The organism is Bordetella sp. 2513F2 (assembly GCF_054642735.1).
On the sequence record NZ_CM137755.1, the window covers coordinates 1,716,513 to 1,731,661 of the forward strand.

15 protein-coding genes are annotated in these 15,149 nt (G+C 70.6%); 7 read left to right on the plus strand and 8 right to left on the minus strand.

Features of this window, described 5'->3' with window-relative positions; translation table 11 throughout:
• Positions 1-42 precede the first annotated feature (42 nt).
• Entirely contained in the window at positions 43-765 is a 723-nt protein-coding gene (locus ACYBYQ_RS08150; protein ID WP_459618246.1) for a GNAT family N-acetyltransferase, read from the plus strand.
• Between the two features lie 10 nt (positions 766-775).
• Here ACYBYQ_RS08150 and ACYBYQ_RS08155 read toward each other — a convergent pair whose 3' ends face one another.
• The 3 genes from ACYBYQ_RS08155 to ACYBYQ_RS08165 are packed head-to-tail and all read right to left on the minus strand — an operon-like array spanning position 776 to position 3,820.
• Complete coding sequence (locus ACYBYQ_RS08155) at positions 776-1,111, minus strand: thioredoxin family protein (protein ID WP_459618247.1); 336 nt, start codon at positions 1,109-1,111, stop codon at positions 776-778.
• Between the two features lie 5 nt (positions 1,112-1,116).
• Entirely contained in the window at positions 1,117-2,382 is a 1,266-nt protein-coding gene (ertE, locus tag ACYBYQ_RS08160; RefSeq protein WP_459618248.1) for an N-carbamyl-l-glutamate amidohydrolase ErtE, read from the minus strand.
• A 31-nt stretch (positions 2,383-2,413) separates the two neighbouring features.
• Complete coding sequence (locus tag ACYBYQ_RS08165; RefSeq protein ID WP_459618249.1) at positions 2,414-3,820, minus strand: MATE family efflux transporter; 1,407 nt, start codon at positions 3,818-3,820, stop codon at positions 2,414-2,416.
• 183 nt (positions 3,821-4,003) lie between these two features.
• Here ACYBYQ_RS08165 and ACYBYQ_RS08170 point away from each other — a divergent pair, with 183 nt between their 5' ends.
• The 3 genes from ACYBYQ_RS08170 to ACYBYQ_RS08180 all read left to right on the plus strand — a co-directional run bounded on the left by ACYBYQ_RS08170 (position 4,004) and on the right by ACYBYQ_RS08180 (position 7,188).
• Positions 4,004-5,857: a phosphoenolpyruvate carboxykinase (GTP) gene (locus ACYBYQ_RS08170; RefSeq protein ID WP_459618250.1), complete on the plus strand. Its 1,854-nt coding sequence runs from the start codon at positions 4,004-4,006 to the stop codon at positions 5,855-5,857.
• Between the two features lie 87 nt (positions 5,858-5,944).
• On the plus strand, positions 5,945-6,577 hold the full coding sequence (locus ACYBYQ_RS08175) for a class I SAM-dependent DNA methyltransferase (protein WP_459618251.1): 633 nt from the start codon (positions 5,945-5,947) through the stop codon (positions 6,575-6,577).
• A 23-nt stretch (positions 6,578-6,600) separates the two neighbouring features.
• On the plus strand, positions 6,601-7,188 hold the full coding sequence (locus ACYBYQ_RS08180; protein WP_459618731.1) for a DNA-deoxyinosine glycosylase: 588 nt from the start codon (positions 6,601-6,603) through the stop codon (positions 7,186-7,188).
• On the opposite strand, the gene ACYBYQ_RS08185 is transcribed toward ACYBYQ_RS08180, so the two are convergent.
• Both ACYBYQ_RS08185 and ACYBYQ_RS08190 read right to left on the minus strand, forming a co-directional pair.
• Entirely contained in the window at positions 7,170-8,021 is an 852-nt protein-coding gene (locus ACYBYQ_RS08185) for a beta-keto acid cleavage family enzyme (RefSeq protein WP_459618252.1), read from the minus strand. The genes ACYBYQ_RS08180 and ACYBYQ_RS08185 overlap by 19 nt on opposite strands.
• On the minus strand, positions 8,018-8,983 hold the full coding sequence (locus tag ACYBYQ_RS08190) for a 3-hydroxyacyl-CoA dehydrogenase family protein (RefSeq protein WP_459618732.1): 966 nt from the start codon (positions 8,981-8,983) through the stop codon (positions 8,018-8,020). The genes ACYBYQ_RS08185 and ACYBYQ_RS08190 overlap by 4 nt, the downstream gene beginning before the upstream one ends.
• 116 nt (positions 8,984-9,099) lie before the next feature.
• On the opposite strand from ACYBYQ_RS08190, the gene ACYBYQ_RS08195 reads away from it, so the two are divergent.
• Positions 9,100-9,996, plus strand: a complete 897-nt coding sequence (locus ACYBYQ_RS08195) for a LysR family transcriptional regulator (protein ID WP_459618253.1) — start codon at positions 9,100-9,102, stop codon at positions 9,994-9,996.
• A gap of 29 nt (positions 9,997-10,025) precedes the next feature.
• Here ACYBYQ_RS08195 and ACYBYQ_RS08200 read toward each other — a convergent pair whose 3' ends face one another.
• A complete protein-coding gene (locus tag ACYBYQ_RS08200; protein ID WP_459618254.1) occupies positions 10,026-10,169 on the minus strand; it encodes a hypothetical protein in 144 nt (47 codons plus the stop codon).
• Positions 10,170-10,294: 125 nt separating this feature from the next.
• On the opposite strand from ACYBYQ_RS08200, the gene ACYBYQ_RS08205 reads away from it, so the two are divergent.
• On the plus strand, positions 10,295-10,516 hold the full coding sequence (locus ACYBYQ_RS08205) for a hypothetical protein (protein ID WP_510677792.1): 222 nt from the start codon (positions 10,295-10,297) through the stop codon (positions 10,514-10,516).
• Between the two features lie 13 nt (positions 10,517-10,529).
• Here the strand turns inward: ACYBYQ_RS08205 and ACYBYQ_RS08210 are convergent, their stop codons facing one another.
• Entirely contained in the window at positions 10,530-12,266 is a 1,737-nt protein-coding gene (locus ACYBYQ_RS08210) for an IlvD/Edd family dehydratase (protein WP_459618255.1), read from the minus strand.
• Positions 12,267-12,488: 222 nt separating this feature from the next.
• Here ACYBYQ_RS08210 and ACYBYQ_RS08215 point away from each other — a divergent pair, with 222 nt between their 5' ends.
• The gene (locus ACYBYQ_RS08215) at positions 12,489-13,505 is read left to right on the plus strand and encodes a Bug family tripartite tricarboxylate transporter substrate binding protein (RefSeq protein WP_459618256.1); all 1,017 of its coding nucleotides are present in this window, start codon (positions 12,489-12,491) and stop codon (positions 13,503-13,505) included.
• A 9-nt stretch (positions 13,506-13,514) separates the two neighbouring features.
• On the opposite strand, the gene ACYBYQ_RS08220 is transcribed toward ACYBYQ_RS08215, so the two are convergent.
• Positions 13,515-15,143 carry a GMC family oxidoreductase gene (locus tag ACYBYQ_RS08220; RefSeq protein ID WP_459618257.1) on the minus strand — a complete coding sequence of 543 codons (1,629 nt, stop codon included), beginning with the start codon at positions 15,141-15,143 and terminating at the stop codon, positions 13,515-13,517.
• Between the last annotated feature and the right edge of the window lie 6 nt (positions 15,144-15,149).

Genomic DNA, 15,149 nt, shown 5'->3' on the forward strand with positions numbered 1-15,149 from the left:
GCATGGTAGAACTACGGCTGCTTTTTTTCCCGGAGCTCCTGCATGTCTCCCGTCATGAACGAGTACGGCCAGCCCGTGGGCGAGCCGCTGCCCGGCTGGACGCCGCGCGCGCTGCCGCCCCGCACGCCGGTATCGGGCCGATATTGCCGCCTGGAGCCGCTGGACGCGGCGCGCCATGGCGATGCGCTCTGGGAGGCCTATGGCGGCGCGCCGGACGGCGCGCTGTGGACCTATCTCTCGGCCGGGCCGCATGCCGGCCGCGGCGCGTTCGACGACTACCTGGCGCGCGCCAGCGCCAGCACGGATCCGCTGCATCACGCGGTGATCGACCTGCGCAGCGGGGTCGCGGTGGGTACGCTGGCATTGATGCGCATCGATCCGGGCAATGGCGTGATCGAGGTGGGGCACGTGGCCTTCTCGCCCCGCCTGCAGCGCTCGCCGCTGTCGACCGAGGCCCAATACCTGTTGATGCGCCGCGTCTTCGACGAGCTGGGCTATCGCCGCTACGAATGGAAGTGCGACAGCCTGAATGCGCCCAGCCGCGCCGCGGCTCAGCGCCTGGGGTTCCGGTTCGAGGGCATCTTCCGGCAGGCGGTGGTGTACAAGGGGCGCACGCGCGATACCGCGTGGTATTCCGTCATCGATTCGGAATGGCCCGGGCGGCGTGCGGCGTTCGAGGCCTGGCTCGCGCCCGCCAATTTCGACGGGCAGGGCCGCCAGCGCCGGCGCCTGGCCGAGTGCGCGCCCGGGGCCGACGGGCGCTGAGCCTTGCGGTTCAAGGGAGTTCGGCCGGATAGCCGTCCAGCGCCAGGGAAATCTGCTGGCGCAGGTCCCATTCGGCCAGTTGCGCGCTGACCGGACCGTAGTAGGCGCCGTCGCGCACCACGAAGAGCGCGGGCAGGTGGAAGACCTCGTAGCGCTCCACCAGGCCGCCGTTCTCGCCGGCGTCGACCCAGCACAGGCGCTCGACGGGCAGGTCGAGCTGCGGCAGCTGCTCGCGCGCGATGCGGCAGGTGCCGCAGGTGCGGCTGTGGAACACCACCAGCGACAGGCCCGGGGCATCGAGCAGATAGCGGTCGGCGGTGCCGTCGTCGAGTTCGACCTGGTCCATGCGCGTCAGCCTTTGCGCGCCAGCACGGCGTCGAGTTCCAGGACGGTCTCGTACAGCACGCGCGTGCCGTCCAGCAGCTGTTGCGGCGTGATCCATTCTTCGGGGCAATGGCTGCGGCCGCCGAGGCAGGGCACGAAGATCATGCCGATGGGGCCGGTGGCGGCCATCTGCACCGCGTCGTGGCCGGCGCCGCTGGGCAGGCGCATGCTGGCATAGCCCAGGCGGTCGGAGGCGGCCTGGATCGCGTCCATGACCCGCGGCGTGCAGTCGGTGGGGGCGGCGCGGCTGAGGTCCGACATGGCGGCCTCCAGCCGCAGCGCGGGCAGGCCGGGCGCCACTTCGTGCATCAGGGCTTCGGGGAAGGTGTCGAGCACGTCCTGGCTGTCGCTGCGGACTTCCAGCACCAGTTCCACGTGGCCCGGTACGGCGTTGGGCACATTGGGCGTCATGGCGATGCGGCCCACGGTGGCCACCACGTAGTGCGGACGGCCGCTGAGCTGGCTGGCGCGGCGGTGCGCGGCCTCGATGATGCGGGTGGCGCCCACCAGCGCGTCGCGGCGGATGTCCATGGGCGTGGTGCCGGCATGGTCGGGCTGGCCGTCCACGGTGATGCGCACGCGCCGGATGCCCACGATGTTGGTGACCACGCCGATGGGCAGGCCGCGGGACTCCAGCACGGGGCCCTGCTCGATGTGCAGCTCCACGAACGCGGCGGTGTCGCCCGGCGAGCGCAGCGGCGCGCCCAGCGCATCGGGGTCGCCGCCGACGCGCCGCAGCGCCTGCGCCAGCGTCTCGCCGTGGGCGTTCTGGGCTGCCAGCATGCCGGCATCGAGCCGGCCGGCAATGGCGCGGCTGCCCACGCAGGAGATGCCGTAGTCGCTGGGCTCCTCGGACAGGAAATCGATGACCTCGAACGGGTGGCGCAGCGCGATGCCCTGCTCGTGCAGGGTATGGGCGACCTCGATGCCGGCCAGCACGCCGATGATGCCGTCGAAGCGTCCGCCGCCCACGACGGTGTCGCAGTGCGAGCCGGTGACGATGGGCTTGAGGCCCGGATCGGTGCCGTCGCGGCGGCCGATGAGGTTGCCGCCGGCATCCTGGGCCACGGCCAGGCCGGCCTCGGCGCAGGCGTGGCGCAGCCATTGGCGCGCCGCATCGAACAGCGGCGTGAAGGCCCGGCGCGTCCAGGGCGCTTCGGGCAGCGTATGGCGGGACAGGGCTTCGACGCGCGCCCAGAGGCGTTCGGCGTCGATCGGCGGCAGGTGGGGCATGGCGTTCCTCGATGAAGCGCCGCCGATTATGTCACAGGGGGGCAGCCTGCCCGGCCGGATGTGTGGCGGTTCTGACCAGGCCCAGCGTGTCGCGGCGCATCCAGCGCTGCATCATCAGCACGGCCACCACGCCCAGGCCCGCCGCCAGCCCGCTCCAGACGCCCACGCCGCCCCAGCCCAGGCCGAAGGCCAGGCCCGCGCTGGCAGGCAGGCCGATGCCCCAGTAGCCGAGCGCCGCATAGAACATCGGCACGCGCGTGTCGTGCAGGCCGCGCAGCATGCCGGCGCCCAGCACCTGGGCGCCGTCGACGATCTGGAACAGCGCCGCAACCGCCAGGAAGGAGACGGCCAGGGGCACCACGCGCGCGTTGGCGGGATCCTGCAGGTCGATGAAGAGGGAAACCAGGGCATGGGGCATCGCCACCATTGCCAGTGCCGCGAGCGCCATGACGCCGGTGCCCATCCAGAAGGCGGTCCAGCCGGCGCGCGAGACGTCGTCGGCGCGCCCGGCGCCATAGGCGTGGCCGACGCGCACCGTGGCGGCCTGCGCGATGCCGTAGGGCACCATGAACGTGATGCTCGCGATCTGGATGGCCACCGCATGGGCCGCCAGCTCGGCTTCGCCCAGCCAGCCCATGAGGAAGGCCGCGGCATTGAAGATGGTGACTTCGAACGCCGTGGTCACGGCGATGGGCAGCCCCAGCCGCCAGAACGCGGCCAGCCGCTCCCGGTCGGGCTGCCACCAGCGGCCGAACACGCGGTAGCGGCGGAACTGCCTGTCGGCGCACACGATGACTGCCATAGCCACGAACAGGGCCGCCGTGGCGAATGCGCTGGCGATGCCGGCGCCCACCAGGCCCATGGCGGGGAAGCCCCAGTGTCCGTATATCAGGACCCAATTGGCCAGCACGTTCAGCCCGATGGCCGCGAGCGCGGCCACCAGGGCCGGGCGCGGACGCTGCAGCGCCGCCACGAAGCCGCGCAGCACCAGGTAGCCCAGGAAGGCGGGCATGCCCCACATCAGCGCGCGCAGGTAGGCGCCGGCATCGCGCGCCAGTCCGGCCGGCTGGTCCATGGCGCGCAGCAGGGCCTCGCCGTGCCACAGCAGCAGGCAGCCGGGCACGGACACCAGTACGGCGCTCCACAGGCCCTGGCGCACGGTGCGGCGCACGTCGCGCACCGCGTTGCGCCGCCGGCCCAGCGCGCGCGCCGCCATCGGCGCCGTCGCGCTCACCAGCCCCAGGGCGAAGAACAGGACGGCGGCATAGAGATTGGCGCCCAGGGTGCTGGCCGCCAGCGGCCGTGCGCCGAGGCGGCCGATGAACATCACGTCCGTCGCCGTCATGGCGATCTGCGCAAGATTGGTCAGCACCAGGGGCACGCTCAGTGCGAACGTGGCCGCCAGTTCGCGTCTGCAGGCTGGGGTGAGGCCGGGCATGGTGTCTCCAGATCAGGGACGCAATCTTACGCCATGCCTAGGGTAAACCCGGATCTGGCCCAAGTTTCTTTTTCTTGCATCCTCATCCGGGACGCATTGCGCTGCGCAAGTATGATGGCCTCCATGCCGGGCGCCAGCCTCGCGCCCCCGGCCCCGTCCAACCCGACCGAGGAGAGAAGAACGATGTCATCGTCAGCTGTTGCAACGCTCAAACTGAACGTCCCGTCCTATGTCAGGCACCGGAAGCTGGTCGACTGGGTGTCGCGCATCGCCGCCCTGGCCCAGCCCGACGAAGTGGTGTGGTGCGACGGCTCGCAGGAGGAGTACGACCGGCTGTGCGCGCAGATGGTCGAAGCCGGCACGCTGCGCCGCCTCAATCCGGAGAAGCGGCCGAATTCCTACCTCGCCTGCTCCGATCCTTCCGACGTCGCGCGGGTCGAGGATCGCACCTTCATCTGCTCCGAGCGCCAGGAAGACGCCGGCCCGACCAACAACTGGGTGGCGCCGGCGCAGATGCGCGCCACCCTCGACGGACTGTTCGACGGCTGCATGCGCGGCCGCACCCTGTACGTGATCCCGTTTTCCATGGGGCCGCTGGGTTCGCCCATCGCCCACATAGGCGTGGAGCTGTCCGACAGTCCGTATGTGGTGGCGAACATGCGCATCATGACGCGCATGGGCAAGGCGGTCTACGACGTGCTCGGCGCGGACGGCCATTTCGTGCCCTGCGTGCACAGCGTGGGCAAGCCGCTGGCGCCGGGCGAGGCCGACGTGCCCTGGCCGTGCAACGACACCAAGTACATCGTGCATTTCCCCGAAACCCGGGAGATCTGGAGCTACGGCTCGGGCTACGGCGGCAATGCGCTGCTGGGCAAGAAGTGCTTCGCGCTGCGCATCGCCTCCACCATGGGCCGCGACGAGGGCTGGCTGGCCGAGCACATGCTGATCCTGGGCGTCACTTCCCCCCGGGGACGCAAGTACCACGTGGCGGCGGCCTTCCCTTCGGCCTGCGGCAAGACCAACTTCGCCATGCTGATCCCGCCCGAGGGCATGGACGGCTGGAAGGTCAGCACCATCGGCGACGACATCGCCTGGATCAAGCCCGGCGCCGACGGCCGCCTGTATGCCATCAACCCGGAGGCCGGCTATTTCGGCGTGGCGCCGGGCACCGGCGAGAAGACCAACCCCAACGCCATGGCGACCCTGCGCGCCAACGTGATCTTCACCAACGTGGCGCTCACCGACGACGGCGACGTCTGGTGGGAAGGCATGACCGACGAGCCGCCCGCGCACCTGATCGACTGGCAGGGCCGCGACTGGACGCCGGAGATCGGCCGCGAGACGGGCCGCAAGGCGGCCCATCCGAACGCGCGCTTCACGGCGCCGGCAGCCCAGTGCCCCTCGATCGATGCCGAATGGGAGAACCCGGCCGGCGTGGCCATCGACGCCTTCATCTTCGGCGGCCGGCGCTCCAACACGGTGCCGCTGGTGACCGAGGCGCGCAACTGGAGCGAGGGGGTGTACATGGCGGCCACCATGGGCTCCGAGACCACCGCCGCCGCCGCGGGCCAGCAGGGCGTGGTCCGCCGCGATCCCTTCGCCATGCTGCCGTTCTGCGGCTACAACATGAGCGACTACTTCAACCACTGGCTCGCGCTGGGCAAGCGGCTCGAAAGCGCAGGCGCCGCGCTGCCGCGCATCTATTGCGTGAACTGGTTCCGCAAGGGGCCCGACGGCAAGTTCGTCTGGCCGGGCTTCGGCGAGAACATGCGCGTGCTCAAGTGGATGCTCGGCCGCCTCGACGGCGCTGCCGGCGGCGTGGAGCAGCCTTTCGGCGTGTCGCCGAGCTACCAGGACATCGACTGGACCGGCCTGGACTTCAGCCCGGAAAAGTTCGAACAGGTCATCTCGGTGGATGCCGCTGCATGGCGCAGCGAGCTGGCGCTGCACGAAGAACTGTTCGGCCAGCTGGCCGAGCGCCTGCCCGAAGACCTGCCGGCGACCAAGGCGAAGATAGAGGAACGCCTGGCCGCCTGACGGCGCGCCGGGCAATGGCCCGCGCCGCACGCGCGGGCATTCTTCTTCTGAGGGCCGGCCTTCCGTTCGGAAGGCCGGTGCAACGCCATGACCCAGGATCCGGACACCCTGCGCCGCATCACCGCGCTTACCGTGGCGCACTATGACGAGCATGCGCAGGCCTTCGCGGCGGGCACGCGCGATCACGACGTGAGCCAGAACATCGCGGCCCTGCTGCGGCACATCGAGGCCGATCCGCCGTACCGCATCCTGGATTTCGGCTGCGGTCCCGGCCGGGACCTGCGCGCTTTCGCGGCGCTGGGGCACACGCCCGTGGGGCTGGACGGCTCGGCGCGGTTCGTGGACATGGCGCGATCGGCCAGCGGCTGCGAGGTATGGCTGCAGGATTTCCTGCAACTCGACCTGCCACAGGCCGCGTTCGACGGCATCTATGCCAATGCCTCGCTGTTCCATGTGCCTGCGCAGGAGCTGCCCCGGGTACTGGGCGAGCTGCGCGCCGCGCTGCGGCCGCGCGGCGTGCTGTTCTGCTCCAATCCGCGCGGCCTGAACCAGGAAGGGTGGAGCCACGGCCGCTATGGCGTCTACCACGACTTCGACCGCTGGCGCGCCACGGTGCTGGCCGCGGGATTCGAGGAACTGGAGCATTACTACCGCCCTGCGGGCCTGCCCAGGGAGCAGCAGCCCTGGCTTGCCACGGTATGGCGCCGCACGCCAGCCTAGGCGGCCCGCGGTATGCTCCCGTGATGGACGCAAGCACACGCCAGGCTCCCTGCGCATCGGCGGACGGCGTGCGGGGATTCCCGCCCGTGGCCGACGCGCATGCCCGCGTGCTGGTGCTGGGCACCATGCCCGGCGTGGCGTCGCTGCGCCGCGGGCAGTACTACGCGCATCCGCGCAACGCCTTCTGGCCGATTGCCGCGCAGGTGCTGGGATTCGACCCGGATCTCGGCTATGCCGACCGGCTCGCCGCCCTGCAGCGGGCCGGGGTGGCGCTCTGGGACGTGCTCGTCGCATGCGAGCGCCCGGGCAGCCTCGATGCGCACATCCGCTCGGCCATGCCCAATGATTTCGCCGGCTTCCTGGCCGCGCACCCGCGCATCCGGCGCGTCTGCTTCAATGGCGGCAAGGCTGCGCAGCTGTATCGCCGCCACGTCATGGGCAGGCCCGGCCTGCCCGAACTGGAATACCTGGCCCTGCCTTCCACCAGCCCGGCCCATGCCGCCATGCCGTATGCGGCCAAGCTGGCGGCCTGGGGCGCGGCATTGCGGCCGGACGGCGCCTGGGCGCTGCCCTGCGCCGACGCGGAACCCGTTCAGCCGATGGCGCCGTAGATGCGCCGGGCGTCCTGCGCCGTGGCGATGGGCCGGCCCAGCACCGTGCCGCCTTCCACGGCCTGGCGCACCAGCGCCGCGTTGTCCGGCGCCAAGCTGCCGTCGCGCAGCCGCAGGTTGTTCTCGAAGCCCACCCGCATATGCCCGCCGAAGGCTGCGGCAGTGGTGACGCACGCGTTCTCCTGGGGACCGAAGGCGCATACTGCCCAGGGCAGCGCGTGGTCGTAGGCCGCAAGAAACGGCAGCAGGTCATGGGCGGAGGAGGTCTGGCCGGCGCGATAGCGGCCCAGCACGAACAGCACCGACCATGCGCCGGGCGGCACCAGGCCGCGGGCGCGCAGGTCCAGCCAGCGCCGCACGTCGGCTTCGTCGTACAGGATGATCTGCGTCATGATCCGCTCGGCCGCGAGCCAGGCGAGGAACGCGGCGAGCTCCGTCTCGGGAACCTCGGGCACGGCGATCTCGCGCAGCCCGATGGACACGGCCTCGGGCCGCAGTTCGCGCACCATGGCGATCTGCTGGGGCGCGCGGTACACGCCGGCGGCCTCGCTGGTGACCTGCACCAGCAGCGCATCGCCCACGGCGCCGCGCACTGCGGCCAGGGCGTCGCGGTAGGCCTGCGCGTCCAGCAGGTGGCTGCCGTCGGGCTTGCGCACATGCATGTGCATCATCGCCGCGCCTGCATCGAGGCAGGCGCGCGCTTCCGCGGCCAGCGCCTGCGCGGTGAGCGGCACGGCGGGGTGGTCGGCATGCGTCTTGTAGGCGCCGTTGGGCGCGACCGTCACGATGACGGGCGAGTCGGCCAGGGTGGCCCCGGATACGGGCGTGTTCATGGCTGGATCTCCGGCAGTTCGTCCGACAGCAGGTCCAGGCCTGCGCGCAGCAGGCGGTCGTAGCGCTCGCGCTCGGCCTGGATGCGCTCCGGCGTCCAGCGGTAGAAGCCTTCGCCGGTCTTCATGCCGTGCCGGCCGTCGTGCGCCCGCTCCGTGAGGCAGCGCGCCGGCCGGTCGGCGTTGCAGAAAGTGGGATACATGGTGGCGCCCGCGGCGGCGTGCACGTCGATGCCGGCATGGTCGCGCTGCATCACCGGGCCGGCCGCCAGGAACCGGAAGCCGAAGCCGAAGCGCACCGCCGCGTCGACGTCCTCGGGGCTGGCGATGCCGCGGTCGATGAGGTCGAAGGCTTCGCGCGACAGTGCATGCTGCAGGCGATTGGCGAGGAAGCCGGGCAGGTCCTGGCGCACTTTCACCGGCACCATGCCGCAGCGGCGCATGAAGGCGACGAGCGTGTCCGCGCAGGCTTCGTCGCTGGATTCGCCCATGACCACCTCCACCAGCGGCACCAGGTGGGCCGGCATGAAGAAGTGCAGGCCCAGCATGCGCCCGCGGCTTTCCAGCCCCTGGCCGATCGCCGTGATCGGGAAGCTGGAGCTGTTGCTGGCCAGGACGGCCTGCGGCGGCGCCTGCCGCACCAGCTCGGCGAACAACGCCTGCTTCAGCGGCAGGCGCTCGGGTATGCATTCGATGACCAGGCCGACGTCGTGCCAGTCGACTTCCGCCAGCCCGGCCACGACGCGGATGGGGCCCGCATTGGGCTCCTGGCCCGCCGCGCGCAAATTGGCGGCTGCCCGCCCGGGCAGCGTGGCGGCGCGGCCGGCGTCGGGCTCCACCACCGTGGCGCGACATTGCGCGCGCGCGAGCACCACGGCGACGTCGGCGCCCATGGTGCCTCCGCCCACGATCACGGCATGCGCGGCGCCGGGCCGGGACAGCAGCGCGCTCGATGTTGCAGACATGCGGGAAGACATGCGGGAAATTCTCCTCGGGTAGGGATGCGGGGAGTGTAGGCAAGCCGGTTTGATTGATGAATCAGATTTTTTGAATAGAATTATTCCAAAAACAGATCAATGCCATGAAAATCAATCTCTCCATGCGCGACATCGAGACCGTGCTGGTGCTCGGCCGCACGCTCAATTTCCGCCAGGCCGCCGCCCAGCTGCACCTGTCGCAGTCTGCGCTGTCGACCCAGGTGCTGCGCATCGAGGAGGCCCTGGGCGTGCGGCTGTTCGACCGCACCACGCGCTCGGTGCGCCTCACGGCGGCAGGAGAGGTCTTCCTGCAGCAGGCGGCGAGCCTGCAGGTGGCATTCCGCGAGGCGATCGATGCGGTCGGCGGCATTGCCAGCGCCGAGCAGGGCCAGGTGGCCGTGGCGGCGCTGCCTTCGCTGGCGGCGCGCATGCTGCCGCGCGTGCTCATGGCCTACCGCCGTGCCCACCCGGGCGTGGCCCTCAAGGTGCACGACACGCTGTCGGGGCCGGCGTTCGACCTGGTGCGCACGGGCGCGGTGGACTTCGCGCTGACTGCCGCGGACCCGCAGCAGGCCGACCTGCACTATGTGCCGCTGCTGTCGGACAGCTTCATCCTGCTGGTGCCGGCCCGCCATGCGCTGGCGCGCGGCCGCGGTCCGGTGCGCTGGGCCGACACGGCGGACCTGCCGCACGTTTCCATGGTGCATCCGAGCAGCGTGCGCCAGTACACCGAGTGGGCTTTCCTGCAGAACCGCATCCGCTTCCAGCCGGCCTTCGAGGCGGAACACCTGACCACCATCGTGGCCATGGTGGAATGCGGGTTCGGCGTGGCGGCGCTGCCCGAGATCGCCGCCCGCGCGGTGACGTATTCCGGGCTCGCCGAACGTACGCTGGGCGTGCCCAGGGTGGAGCGTTCCATCGGCCTGGTCACCTCGCGCGGCCGCAGCCTCTCGCCGGCCGCGGCCGCGCTGGTGGACATGCTGCGCGACAGCCTGGCCTGAGCGCAGCCGCTGCAGGAAGCCGCGGCGCGTCAGATCTGCGGGGCTGGGGCATGCGGGTAGGGTTCGCGCGCCGTGTGCGCCGCTGCCCATTGCTGCGCCAGCTCCGCAGCGCGGTAGAACTGCACGCCGGCCCGGCGCTGCAGGCCGCCCAGGAAATCGGCAACCCGCCGCATCTGCGGCAGGCGCCCCGAGCCGATGTCGCCGCGCGTGTGCAGCGTGAAGTTGATGTAGCCGCCGGCGCAGTATTGCGCATGCGCCTCTTCCGCCCAGGCACCTGCGGCCGAACGAGTTCCTGGAGATGAACACCATGCGCACCATCGCGGACCTGGTCAAGGACGATCTGGGCGTGACGATACTGCCGATACCGACCGGGCTGGACTGGAGCCGCGACCCGCAGCTCCACGTGGTGCATTTCGACGACCCGCGGGCGCGGCGCACCGTGGGCCTGTTCGAGAACGAAAGCCGGACCTTCCTCACCAGCATACTGCGCCAGCACCTGCTGGCGCAGTTCCAGCGCTGAACCGGCGCGCGCGTCAGCGTTCGCGCGGCACGATCTCGTTGGTCTGGGGCGCGCGCAGGAAATCGAAGTCCACGCCGCGGTCGGCCTGGGTGACGGTTTCCAGGAACAGCTTGCGGTAGCCGCGCGGCGCGCTCGGGCGCTCGACCCGGTGCTCTGCCGCGCGGTGCGCCAGCTCTTCGTCGCTGATCAGCAGGGCGATCTCGCGTCGCTGCACCGAGAGGCGGATGCGGTCGCCGTTGCGCACGTGCGCCAGGGGGCCGCCGACCGCCGCCTCGGGCGTGACGTGCAGCACGATGGTGCCGGCAGCGGTGCCGCTCATGCGGCCATCGGAGATGCGCACCATGTCCTTGACGCCTGCGCGCGCCAGCTTGCGCGGGATGGGCATGTAGCCCGCCTCGGGCATGCCCGGCGCGCCGGTGGGGCCGATGCGCTTGAGCACCAGGACGTCGTCGGGCCGCACGTCGAGGTCTTCCGCGTCGATGCGGCGCGCCATGTCTTCGGCGTCTTCGAACACGACCGCGCGCCCCTCGTGCTCCATCAGTTCGGGATGCGCCGCGGATTGCTTGATGATGGCTCCGCCCGGCGCCAGGTTGCCGCGCAGTACGGCCAGGCCGCCCACCGGGTAGATCGGCGCGTCGAAGGGGCGGATCACGTCCTGCCTGAAAGGCGGCGGGGCGGCGTCGAGCTCCTCGCCCAGTGTGCGGCCGGATACCGTGAGGGAGTCCAGGTGCAGCAGGGGCCGCAGTTCGCGCAGCAGCGCCGGCACGCCGCCTGCCTTGTGGAAGTCTTCCATGTAGTGCTGGCCGGAGGGCTTGAGGTCCACCAGCACGGGGGTCTCGCGGCTGAGGCGGTCCAGGCCGGCCAGGTCGATGTCGATGCCCAGCCGTCCCGCGATGGCGGTCAGGTGCACGATGCCGTTGGTGGAGCCGCCGATCGCCAGCAGCACGCGCAGGGCGTTCTCGATGGCCTTGCCGGTGAGGATCTGCTCGGGGGTGCGGTGCGCGTGCGCCATCTCCACGGCCAGGGCGCCGGTGCGTTCGGCCACCCGCACGCGGTCGGCCGTGACGGCGGGCGCCGAGGCCCCGCCCGGCACCATCATGCCCATGGCTTCGGCCAGGCAGGCCATGGTGCTGGCCGTGCCCATCACCGAGCACGTGCCCACGCTGGCCACCAGCTGGTTGTTGACGTCGGCGATCTCGGCGTCGTCGATCTCCTCGGCGCGGTAGCGGCCCCAGTAGCGCCGGCAATCGGTGCACGCGCCGACGCGTTCGCCGCGGTGCGCGCCGGTGAGCATGGAGCCGGTGACCAGCTGGATGGCCGGCACGCCGGCCGAGGCGGCGCCCATCAGCTGCGCAGGCACCGTCTTGTCGCAGCCGCCGATCAGCACCACGGCATCCATGGGCTGGGCGCGGATCATTTCCTCGGTGTCCATGGACATGAGGTTGCGCAGGTACATGCTGGTGGGTTGCGAGAAGCTCTCGTGCACCGAGATGGTGGGGAAGTCCATGGGCAGGCCGCCGGCCAGCATGACGCCGCGCTTGACCGCCTCGATGAGCTGCGGCGCGTTGCCGTGGCAGGGGTTGTAGCTGCTGCCGGTGTTCACGATGCCGATCACGGGGCGCGACAGGGCCTCGTCGGTGTAGCCGGCGCCCTTGATGAAGGCCTTGCGCAGGAACAGCGAGAAGCCCGTGTCGCCATAGTTGGTCAGACCCTTGGAGAGCCCCTGCGCGGGCGGCTTTTTCTGGCTCATATGGATTCCAATAATATTATTGACAATCTGGTGCCCAGCATCATATCTCACCGCTTGAACATCGCGACAAGGAATTCGCATCCATCGCAATTGATCTTGATAAAAGGATCAGTCGATAGAAAAATGCGGATTCTTCAATCAAGACCGGAGGCCTACACTGCATCTCCACATAAAGCCGGGCATCGACGCACCCCTGAATCGCCCGGCACGAGGAGACAGTCCATGCCCGACCATCGTACCCCCGGCGTGTTGCATCCTGTGCGGCGCGCCATGGTGACCTTCCTGCTGGCCCTGGCGGCCAGCATCGCCATCCCCGCGGCCCAGGCCGCGCAGGCCGGCTATCCGGAGCGGCCCGTCCGCCTGGTCGTGCCGTATCCGCCGGGCGGGGCCACCGACGTGATCGGCCGCGTGCTGGCCGAGCAGCTGGGCGCGGAGCTGGGCCAGGCCGTGGTGGTGGAGAATCGCGCTGGGGCGGCGGGCAACATCGGCGCCGACCAGGTCGCCAAGGCGCAGCCCGACGGCTACACGCTGCTGATGGGCGCGCTGACCAGCCACGCCATCAATGCCGTGCTGTACGAAGGCCGGGTCTCCTACGACATCGAGCGCAGCTTCGCCCCGGTGTCCATCGTGGGCACCGTGCCGCTGGTGTTCGTGGTGCACCCGTCGGTGCAGGCCCGCACGCTGCAGGAGTTCATCGCCCTGGCCAAGTCCAGGCCGGGCCACATCACCATGGCTTCGGCGGGCAACGGCTCGCCCCAGCATCTCGCGGCCGAACGCTTCAAGCACGTGGCCGGGGTGGAGGTCCTGCATGTGCCCTACAAGGGCAGCGGGCCCGCCATGACTGATCTCATGGGCGGCCAGGTGCTGGGCATGATAGAGACCGTGCCTGCGGCCCAGGCCAACATCAAGGCCGGCAAGCTGCGCGCCCTGGCCGTGACCGCCGGCGAGCGGGCTGCGGCGCTCCCCGATGTGCCCACCGCGGCAGAGGCCGGCCTGCCGGACTTCGAGGTGAGTTCCATGTTCGGCATCGTGGCGCCTGCGGGCACGCCTGCGCCGGTGATCGACCGGCTCAATGGCGCCTTGCAGCGCATCCTGGCCCGCCCGGAGGTGAAGCAGGCGCTGTTGAACCAGGGCGCCGTGGCCACCTGGACCACGCCGGCGGACGCGGCGGCGCGCATTCGCACCGAGCGCCGCAACTGGGCCGAGGTGGTCCGCGAGGCGGGGATCAAGGCGGAATAGAAGCGGCCCTCAGGCCTGCGGCGCCGGCCGCCCCAGCACCAGGTCGGCGCCTTTCTCGGCAATCATGATGGTGGCTGCGTTGGTGTTGGTCGACACCATGGTGGGCATCACGGACGCGTCGATCAGGCGCAGTTTCTCCACGCCGCGCACGCGCAGCTGCGGATCGACCACCGAGCGCTCGTCGCCGCCCATGCGGCACGATCCGCTGGCATGGAATACCGTGCCGCCGCGCTGCCGTGCGAAGGCTTCCAGCTCGGCATCGCTGCGCACGGCGGCGCCCGGCATGTATTCCTCGCTGTGCAGATGTTCGCGGAACGCGGGCTGCCGGTAGATCTCGCGCAGCTGCTTCAGGCCGGCCACCAGCACTTTGATGTCATGCGGTTCGGTGAGGTAGTTGGAAACGATGCGCGGCGCATCGAACGGGTCGGCCGAACGCAGTTCCACCGTGCCGCGCGATTCCGGCCGGCATTGCGTGGCCGAGGCCGAGAAGCCGGAGAAGGTGTGGAGCGGGTCTCCCGGCTTGTCGACCGACAGCGGCATCACGTTGAAGAGGATGTCGGCGCGGCCGTCGCGCGCATGTTCGGTGTGCACCATGCCGCCCACCTGGCCGGCGCCCACGGTGAGCGGGCCGTCCTGCGAGAGCAGCCAGCGCGAGCCCATGCGCAGCAGCTGCAGGGGATTGCGCACGTCGTCGTTGAGCGACAGCCTGCGCTTGAGTTTCACGATGACGCGCGCCTGGTAGTGGTCCTGCAGGTTGCGTCCCACCTCCGGCGCGTCCACCTGCACCGCGATGCCGTGGCGCCGCAGCAGCGCTGCCGGACCCACGCCGGAGAGCTGCAGCAGCTGCGGCGACTGCAGCGCCCCGGCCGCCAGGATGGTTTCGGCCCCGGCATGCGCGATGCGCACCGCGACATGATCCGCTTCGGGCACCCATTCCACGCCGCGACACACGCCGTTTTCGATGAGCAGCCGCGTCACGCGTGCGCCGGTGACCACGGTGAGGTTGGGCCGCCGGCGCACGGGATGCAGGAAAGCGGTGGCCGCGCTGCAGCGCCAGCGGCCCTTGAGCGTGAGCTGGTAGCAGCCCAGCCCCCAGTCCTGGGCGCCGTTGAAGTCCGGATTGGCCGGAAAGCCCATCTGCAGGCCCGCCTGGACCCAGGCATTGCACAGCAGGTGGTCGTTGCGCAGGTCCGACACGCACAGCTCGCCCTGGTCGCCGTGATAGGCGTCGGCGCCGCCGCTGTAGCATTCCGATCTGCGGAAATAGGGCAGCACCGAGCGGTAGTCCCAGCCTTCGGCGCCGAGCCGGGCCCAGCCGTCGAAGTCGGCGTGCTGGCCGCGTATGTAGATCAGCCCGTTGATCGAGCTGGAGCCGCCCAGCACCCGGCCGCGCGGCCAGATGATGCTGCGGTTGCCGGTCTCGGGCTGGGGTTCCACGGCGAACTGCCAGGAGAACCGGGGGTCGTAGATCGAACGGAAATAACCCACCGGCAGCCGCAGCCAGAAGTTGCGGTCTGCGCCGCCTGCCTCGAGCAGCAGCACGCGGCACGCCGGGTCGGCGCTGAGGCGATTGGCGAGCAGGCAGCCGGCCGAGCCGGCGCCCACGATGACGTAGTCGTACGAGGTCGGGGAGGACATGCGGGC